We start from the raw sequence: 6234 nt of genomic DNA on the forward strand, positions 1-6234 counted from the left end.
ATATAAGTGAACATGGACAGACGAAATTTTCTAAAAACCGGAGGTATAGCTCTACTCGGATCATTGGCGACAGGTTCTGCTATGGCTCTGACTACCCCGGGTGCATTGGGCGGCGAAGGAGCTGACAAGAAAGCAGCAGTTGCTTTGGCTATGAATCATTTCGGAGTAAGCGAGGCAGACTTGAAGAAGGTGCTTGCCGCGGCATTGGAGAAAGGAGGCGATTATGCCGACCTTTTCTTTGAACACACGATATCCAACAGCATCCGCCTGATGGATGGTGCAGTGAACAACAGTTATTCGAATATTGACTATGGAGTCGGAGTCCGTGTACTGATTGGAGACCAGAGTGGCTATGCCTACGTGGAGAATATTACTGTGGAGGATATGCTGAAAGCTGCCCGTACTGCCGCCCGCATCGCTTCCGCCAACAAAGGCAACAAACCGCTGAATCTCACCGAAAAGGAACTGAAGAAGAACTATTATACCGTTGCTTCCCCGTGGGAGGAAGTCAGTTTGAAAGATAAGATGCCTTATCTGCAAAAACTGAACGACCGGATTTTCGCTTTGGACAAACGGGTACATAAAGTACAGGCAAGTCAGAGCGATACCACTTCGCATATCTTCTTCTGCAATTCGGAGGGAGTGATGTTCTACGATTACCGTCCGATGGTGACGCTGGGTGCCGTGTGCATCATGGAAGAAGACGGAAAGACGGAGAACGGCTACGCTGCCCGTGCTTACCGCAGAGGATTCGATTTCCTGTCGGACGAGGTAGTGGACGTAATCGCCCGCGAAGCGGTAGACCAGACTTCTCTTCTGTTCAAGGCTATCAAACCCAAAGGCGGTGAAATGCCTGTTGTCATGGGTGCTGGAGGATCGGGTATCTTGCTTCACGAGGCTATCGGACATACTTTTGAGGCGGACTTCAACCGGAAGAATGTTTCCATATTTGCCGATCAGCTGAATAAGAAAGTATGCAACGAACATATCAACGTGGTGGATGACGGTACGATTCCGTTCAATCGGGGCTCGGTGAACTTCGACGATGAAGGTGCCGAAGGACAGAAAACTTATCTGATTAAAGACGGAGTACTGACCAGCTATCTGCACGACCGTATCAGTGCAAAGCATTACGGAGTGGAACCGACCGGCAACGGACGTCGCGAATCGTTCCGCAATATGCCGATACCCCGTATGCGTGCCACATATATGGAAGCCGGAAATGTGAACGAATCGGATATCATATCTTCTGTAAAGAAGGGAATCTTTGTAGATAACTTTACGAACGGTCAGGTACAGATCGGTGCCGGAGACTTTACATTCTTTGTGAAGTCGGGCTACATGATCGAAGACGGTAAACTGACGCAACCGATCAAGGACATTAATATTATCGGTAACGGTCCGAAGGCTTTGGCAGATATCACGATGGTAGCTACCAACGCGAAGATCGACAACGGTACATGGACTTGCGGAAAAGACGGACAATCCTGTCCGGTGACTTGCGGTATGCCTTCAGCCTTGGTTAGCAAACTGACTGTCGGTGGAGAGAACTAGAAGTAAATGCTTACTTTAAAAAGACGAACCTATGATTACAGACGAAAATAAGAAACTGGCACAGTGGGCGATGGACTATGCCTTGAAGAATGGCTGCCAGGCAGCAAAAGTCCTTTTATACTCTTCTTCGAACACTTCTTTCGAACTGCGCGACGCGAAGATGGACAGATTGCAACAGGCATCGGAAGGCGGATTAAGCCTTTCCCTGTATGTGGACGGACGTTACGGTAGTATCTCTACCAACCGCCTGAACCGGAAAGAACTCGAAACATTTATCAAAAATGGAATAGACTCTACGCGCTATCTGGCTAAAGATGAGGCGCGTGTATTGGCAGACCCTTCCCGTTACTATAAAGGTGGAAAACCGGACTTGAAACTATATGATGCCAAGTTCGCATCCTTAAATCCGGACGATAAGATAGAGATGGCGAAAGCCGTAGCGGAAGAAGCACTGGGCAAGGACGAACGGATCATCTCCGTCGGTTCTTCCTATGGCGATGGCGAAGACTTTGCTTATCGCCTGATCAGCAACGGTTTCGAAGGAGAAACAAAAAGTACGTGGTACTCACTCTCTGCCGACATCACGATCAGAGGGGAAGGCGAGGCGCGTCCTTCTGCTTATTGGTATGAGTCGTCGCTTTATATGAACGATCTGATTAAGAAAGGAATCGGTCAGAAAGCGCTGGAACGTGTATTACGCAAACTGGGACAAAAGAAAGTACAGTCCGGCAAATATACGATGGTGGTCGATCCGATGAATTCCAGCCGTTTGCTAAGTCCGATGATCAGTGCGCTGAACGGCTCGGCTTTGCAACAGAAAAACTCATTCTTATTAAATAAATTGAATGAAAAGATAGCTAGTGACCGACTGACTTTGACGGACGAACCTCATTTGGTGAAAGCTTCCGGCGCCCGCTACTTCGACAACGAAGGTATTGCTACGGAACGTCGCTCCATCTTTGACAAGGGAGTACTGAATACCTATTTCATTGATACCTACAATGCTAAGAAGATGGGAGTCGATCCGACTATCAGCGGTTCATCTATTTTGGTCATGGAAACGGGAGATAAGAATCTGGATGGACTGATTGCCGGAGTGGAAAAAGGTATCCTCGTTACGGGCTTTAATGGTGGTAACAACAACAGTTCGACCGGAGATTTCTCTTATGGCATCGAAGGTTTCCTGATTGAGAATGGAAAACTGACGCAACCGGTATCCGAGATGAATGTTACCGGCAATCTGATTACCTTGTGGAACTCGTTGGTTGCAACCGGAAACGACCCGCGTCTGAACTCCTCCTGGCGTATCCCTTCACTGGTATTTGAGGGAGTCGATTTCAGCGGATTGTAGACACTGACTTTGAATAGACTTAAGTAATGGTCAGGAGATGATGGTCATAAAATGGACATCATCTTCTGACCATTACTGTAATATTACCCTCTGAATTTTATAAATATACCCTGCTATACCCCGTCTTCTGCCTAACTAATGCTTTATTAATTAACGTATTATCTGATTTTTGCTTACCTGTATTTATACCCCCTCTTTGTTTGTTAATTTGTGGGATGCTGTTTACTTTTGCCTGTGTCAAAATTGAATAGGATATAACTATTGAAAACTGATATACACACAAAAGTAAAAGCATGGGAATTATATATTTTGGATCGGGACTTATACTGCTAATCGCACTTTGGTATATTTGGGCAGTCAACAATTTGATCGCTAAGCGAAACAGGGTGAAGCAATGTCGTAGCGGTATTTGCGTGGCATTAAAGCAGCGGAATGACATGATACCTAATTTGGTGGCCGCCGTTAAGTCATATATGGGTCATGAAAATGAAATTCTTACCCGCATTACGGAACTTCGATCACATTCTTTCCAACCTTCACAGGAAGCCGAACAAATAAAAAGTGGCAATGAATTGTCCGGTCTGTTAACCAAATTACAGTTGTCGGTCGAGAATTACCCTGAACTGAAAGCGAATGAACAATTCCATCGCCTGCAAAACAGTATTGAGGACATGGAACTGCAACTGCAAGCCATCCGGCGCACCTATAATGCGGCAGTAACAGACTACAATAATACCATCGAGATGTTTCCTTCTTCCGTTGTTGCCCGTCAGCAAGGTCATCATCAGGAAGAACTGATTGATATTCCCGAACCGGAACAACAGAATGTAAATGTCGCCGAACTTCTCAGATAATACGAATATGGACACAATTGATTTTAAGAAATTATCAGAACAGCTTCGTTCGGAGCTTTTACAGGTAAATGGCTGGAGAAAGGTGGTACGAACAGGAAGTATTGCAGTTTATCTTTTTGTATTCTGCTGGTTTATGTTTGTGTTGTTTGGCGGTGCGCTTGTATCTTATATAGGTCTTGAGAACTATATGCAGTTCACGCAGTATATAATACCTGTATTCATTGGATTTATAGTGGTCAACTTCGTTTTCACCCGCTGTATGACTAACTTTCAGGAACGGGAGTCGGAAGCTATGCAGCACATTATGTCTACTCTGTTTCCTACCGTTTATTTCTCGGCTTCCTCTCAGGTAGACAGCCGGATATTGAGAGACAGCAAACTCTTTTCCGCCTCTTTTTCTGATCCGGGACTGGCAGCCAATACATATGGATATATTCAGTTTCCGCACGGCGAGCACTCTTTGCACGTGGCGGATATCGGTGTGTCTTACGGGCTGTTGAATAAGTTGCAGTACAATCCTGTATTGGGATATTTTGTCATGATCTACCGTTTTGTGCTTCGTCCGCTGTTTGCCTCGCGGCTGGATAGCAGTCCGCACAATTTTCGGGGTATGTTTGCCTGGTGTAAGATAGACAAGCGATTCAAAGGAAATATTATCATATTGCCCGATCACTTAGAACAAAAGATCGGATATCTGGCGAAGAATATCCAGGGGTTGAAGAAGCGCTATAGTGCCCGACTGGTGCAACTGGAAGATCAGGAGTTTGAGAACTATTTTGCCGTTTATGCCGATGATGAAGTAGAAGCACGTATGTTGCTCACTCCTGCGATGATGCGTCATATGACGGCGCTGCGCCAGACTTTCGGATGTGATATCATGCTTTCGTTCAGCAGAGGTACTTTCTACTATGCCGCCGTGATGCCTTCCGGTTTTTTATGTGTGCGTCCAAGTGCGTTGAATGACGGGAAGCTGCTTGAGGACATATATAATGATATCAGCCTGTCCTGCAAAGTGGCAGAGGAATTAAGATTGAATTAGTATTAACAATAAAACAAAAACACTATTTATGACAGACATGAGTTGGATGCCTTGGGTCGTAGGCGGAGTAATGGTCCTTTCTTTTCTTTATATGAAGGTATGGCCATTTGTCCGTACTATTATAAGAGCTTTTCGGGGGCCTCGTTTTAAATCAAAATCAAAATTATCCGTAGAACAGTATAAAAAACTGTCTATAGGTTCATTGTATGCCTTGCAGCAAGGCGGATATCTGAACACTCTCTCGTTGGATATCAAAGATAAGTTGCCTACTATTCTCGGTGAATGGTGGGGAATAAATAATGCTCATGATGCCCGCGAAACATTGGATGATTTGTGCCGGAAAGGTTACGATTACTACTTTCCGTTTGTTTATGAGGCTTTTTTGCTTGACGATGAAAATGCGCAAGACGATATTTTCCAGCAGAACATGGAGAGTCAGGAAGATTATGAAAAAGCTGTCGGGCAACTGCAAAATTTGAAAGAGGTCTATGAGGAGTTGATAGCTTATGAAGTGATTACTTCTAAAGAAGATATAGCCCGCTATGGAGTGATTGGCTGGGATGCCGGCAGAATTAATTTTGTTGCCCGTGCCTGCTGCGATATGAAATATATCTCAGAAATGGAAGCGTGGAATTATATCGACAAGGCGTATGAATTGGCTCATTCTTCTTTCACATCATGGCACGATATGGCGATGAGTTATGTTATTGGCAGGGCTATCTGGGGAGGGACCAATGCTCACAATTTAGGAATGAAGGGAATGGCAGACGATCTGTTGTCTAATCCTAAGAGCCCTTGGGTGCAAATCAAATGGTAAATTGATCAAGATAGTTTAATCACAAAAACACATAATTATGGAACAAAAGAACAACAAGTACTACAGTTACATCAGCGAGTATTATGCCGCCAACCCGACTAAATTTGAAAAAAGAAAGAACAATCTGAAACATCGGGTAAGTCAAGGGCATTGCTGCCCCCTTCTCCCCTAAGAACCGTACATGAGAGTTTCCCCTCATACGGCTCAAGCAACTCAATATTTCTATTTGTTGTTAGAAATCGGCTCATACTTTCAACATTTTCGTTTATTTCGCTTGTAGCAGTTGTTGTGGACAAGTTGCCGTACAATCGAACCACCAACAGATATTTCGTTGACGTTCCATGCTTTTGTACAATCTATTTCCTTGCCGCATAACGGACAAATCCGGTTCTGCTTGTTCCATAAATATAAGAGAGACTTACGTCCCTTGAGAGATTCCAGCATTTGTTGCTCCTTTCGCTGAAAGAAATAATCATCGTATTCCGGGTCGAAAGGGTTTGCCTCACCTTTGATTTGCTTGTACGGGGTATAATGTATATCCGACAACCTTTTAAGGGTCAGGTAGTTCACTTTCTTGCTCTTGGTTCNTATTTCCATGCAAACGTCCATTTACGCCCCC

The 6234-nt window shown here is 44.7% G+C and carries 6 protein-coding genes and 1 pseudogene; 6 read left to right on the forward strand and 1 reads right to left on the reverse strand.

All coding sequences use genetic code 11. The annotated features are described in order from the left end of the window. Nucleotides 1-12: 12 nt before the first annotated feature. The 6 genes from HMPREF9007_RS07495 (at nt 13) to HMPREF9007_RS27825 (ending at nt 5787) form a co-directional block, all read left to right on the forward strand. Nucleotides 13-1554 carry a TldD/PmbA family protein gene (locus HMPREF9007_RS07495; protein ID WP_008762593.1) on the forward strand — a complete coding sequence of 514 codons (1542 nt, stop codon included), beginning with the start codon at nt 13-15 and terminating at the stop codon, nt 1552-1554. A 31-nt stretch (nt 1555-1585) separates the two neighbouring features. Next, nucleotides 1586-2905: a TldD/PmbA family protein gene (locus tag HMPREF9007_RS07490; RefSeq protein ID WP_008762594.1), complete on the forward strand. Its 1320-nt coding sequence runs from the start codon at nt 1586-1588 to the stop codon at nt 2903-2905. Between the two features lie 293 nt (nt 2906-3198). Then, the gene (locus tag HMPREF9007_RS07485) at nt 3199-3759 is read left to right on the forward strand and encodes a LemA family protein (RefSeq protein ID WP_008762595.1); all 561 of its coding nucleotides are present in this window, start codon (nt 3199-3201) and stop codon (nt 3757-3759) included. 7 nt (nt 3760-3766) lie between these two features. After that, on the forward strand, nt 3767-4798 hold the full coding sequence (locus HMPREF9007_RS07480) for a DUF3137 domain-containing protein (RefSeq protein ID WP_008762596.1): 1032 nt from the start codon (nt 3767-3769) through the stop codon (nt 4796-4798). A gap of 28 nt (nt 4799-4826) precedes the next feature. Beyond that, nucleotides 4827-5615: a DUF1266 domain-containing protein gene (locus tag HMPREF9007_RS07475; protein WP_008762597.1), complete on the forward strand. Its 789-nt coding sequence runs from the start codon at nt 4827-4829 to the stop codon at nt 5613-5615. Nucleotides 5616-5652: 37 nt separating this feature from the next. Then, complete coding sequence (locus HMPREF9007_RS27825) at nt 5653-5787, forward strand: hypothetical protein (RefSeq protein WP_277754694.1); 135 nt, start codon at nt 5653-5655, stop codon at nt 5785-5787. A gap of 80 nt (nt 5788-5867) precedes the next feature. Here HMPREF9007_RS27825 and HMPREF9007_RS0125300 read toward each other — a convergent pair. After that, nucleotides 5868-6234 (reverse strand): annotated as a pseudogene (locus tag HMPREF9007_RS0125300) (group II intron reverse transcriptase/maturase); the annotation flags it as partial.

Origin of the sequence: Bacteroides sp. 1_1_14 (assembly GCF_000162515.1) — a bacterium.
Lineage (GTDB): Bacteria > Bacteroidota > Bacteroidia > Bacteroidales > Bacteroidaceae > Bacteroides > Bacteroides thetaiotaomicron.